Here is a 2,168-nt window from a genome sequence, read left to right as displayed (position 1 = left end):
AGTAATCACGAGATCAACAGCATCAGCCTTGAACTCATCAGAAAACGTGGGACGGGAAGACATGGGAACAATCCTTTCAAAGACTGTCTCACATCAGTAGTACACCTCAACCTGACCATCGCCTCGGCCATGATCGACCGGATCGTCCACCACGCCGACGTCATCAGCCTCAAAGGCAACAGCTACAGGCTCAAAAAACACCAACCCGCCGCCAGTACGGCACAATAGAACCACAACCCCGTGGCCCCGTTTTCAAATGGCACTAATGGCCCTATTTTCGGTTGGCGTTAACATTAGACATCTCCGTAGTGGCGAGCAGCCCCAGGTCTCCTTCAGTAGGGCACAGGTAATCGGCCATTAAGGCGACGATGTGAGCACCAACATCGTTGGGATCGAGAGCGAGAGCGACGGCCGCGGCGCCTTCGGCAGCATCTGTGTTCATCTGGCTGCCTACGCTCCTCTGACCCTCCGTTCGGAACTTCCCTTCCTCGCACAACCGGCGCGCGGCAGCAACGAGAGGAGATTCGTGCCGGCGGTCAATCGCTTTCGGGTCTCCAACGCTGAGCCAAAAGGACGGACGTACCCCAAGATCAACGTGCGTGGGCACACCATAGATCTCTTCGAGGTCATAGCGGCGCTCCCGGCCCAGGGTGAAAACGGGGCGGCCGTTCCTATCGATGGCTGCCGCACGTCCTGGCGCGGAGCCGGAATCCCGCACCCACCATTGTCCTGCATGAGAATATCCCGAGAATTCGTCCTTCCCAATGACTAAGTATGTTGGAAGCCGGGATCCTCCGTTCTCGGACGGAACGAACACCGAGTCTATGACCGAGTCGGCTTCGCCTCGCGTGCGGTGGTCGACTGCTACGATTCGCGCGTGTAAACGTGGAGGCAATGACTCCAGGAACTCCGAATTCAGCCACGCCCGCAACTCCGAATCGCGCCATGTCGTCCCCCCCAAGGCCGCTGCGCGATCAAGTGGCTCGACAGGACGAGAACACGGTCCTCGCTCGGGTGTACGTAGATGATTTCCCAGCGAACCCCATCGGGATGGTAATCAACGTTGAGTATTTCTTCCGCTCTTGTTCTTAAATCCTTCTCGCGGGCTTTCTTCGCGTTTTCTCGTTCCGTCGCCTCAGCTTCACGTCGATCTTCTTCCATACGCTCCTTTGCGTGGGCCTCGAGACTCGACCGCCAACTTTCAGTTAGGGGTCGGTCCCGCGCGGTGCCTGATAAGCGCAGCAGATGGGTTGCCTCCTCGAAGGAAGCCAGTTCACATGCGCGAGCGACGTACATCTCCAAGCGGCGGCGAAGCTCTGCGTCTCCGAAACGGATTGCCTTTACGTAGTCAGGATGCGCGGCGAGACGGTCGGTGGGGATCGCTCCGAGCTCTGCCTCATTCACGGCCTGATGATGTGCCATCAGAGAGACGATGTAGGCGTCAGCGTTTTGGGGATCCATGTTGAGCGCCTTATCGACGAGCTCGTGGGCTTTCGCAAAAAGGCCGTCCTCGCACATCATTCGCGCTCGTACGAGGAGAGGCTCAACACTGTCGGTCATGGTCACAGGGTATGCAGATGGGTATTCTTCATGTCGAATAGGACTCGCCCATCGGCGGATTTGATACGAAACCTATAGGACCATTTGTGGCCATCGGTCAGGGTTCATGGCTCACGACGGAGGCGGTCGTGGATGCGGTCAGGATCGAGTCGCACGATGAAGATGGACCAAGCCGAAGGCATGCAGGACCACTTCGAAACGCGCGTTCTTGTCAACGCCCGCGAGGCATGGCCCGCTCCGACCATGGACGTATACGACCGCCAGTAGCTGAACACCTACGGGCGGGTGCTCCTGGCGGAATTCAACTCGCGCCCGCATGGAAGGTTGCCGCCCATTCCCCCGGCGCGAATCACCTAGCGCTAAGGGTGTCGGCACAGGAGCATCTTGAGGTCGGCAGAGCATACGTCCGCGCTCAGCCCGGGCGCCTCGGAACCACGTACGACCCAAAGGTTATTCCGTGACGGAACGTGGTGGAGTTTAGATTCAATGTCTAATCCCTGAGGTGTACTACTGATGTGAGACAGTCTTTGAAAGGATTGTTCCCATGTCTTCCCGTCCCACGTTTTCTGATGAGTTCAAGGCTGATGCTGTTGATCTCGTGATTACTT

At 57.6% G+C, this 2,168-nt stretch carries 3 protein-coding genes; 1 reads left to right on the top strand and 2 read right to left on the bottom strand.

Annotation, left to right across the window (positions count from 1 at the left end; genetic code table 11):
- Positions 1 to 228, top strand: a 228-nt coding sequence (locus ACZY0Y_RS19790; RefSeq protein WP_463959929.1) for an ATP-binding protein, incomplete at its 5' end; no start/stop codon positions are given.
- A gap of 43 nt (positions 229 to 271) precedes the next feature.
- On the opposite strand, the gene ACZY0Y_RS19785 is transcribed toward ACZY0Y_RS19790, so the two are convergent.
- Entirely contained in the window at positions 272 to 895 is a 624-nt protein-coding gene (locus ACZY0Y_RS19785) for a hypothetical protein (protein ID WP_463959928.1), read from the bottom strand.
- A gap of 20 nt (positions 896 to 915) precedes the next feature.
- Positions 916 to 1,560 carry a hypothetical protein gene (locus tag ACZY0Y_RS19780; protein WP_463959927.1) on the bottom strand — a complete coding sequence of 215 codons (645 nt, stop codon included), beginning with the start codon at positions 1,558 to 1,560 and terminating at the stop codon, positions 916 to 918.
- Positions 1,561 to 2,168 lie beyond the last annotated feature (608 nt).

Source organism: Pseudarthrobacter kochi, assembly GCF_055412805.1.
This window is presented reverse-complemented; position numbering and strand designations above follow the sequence as displayed.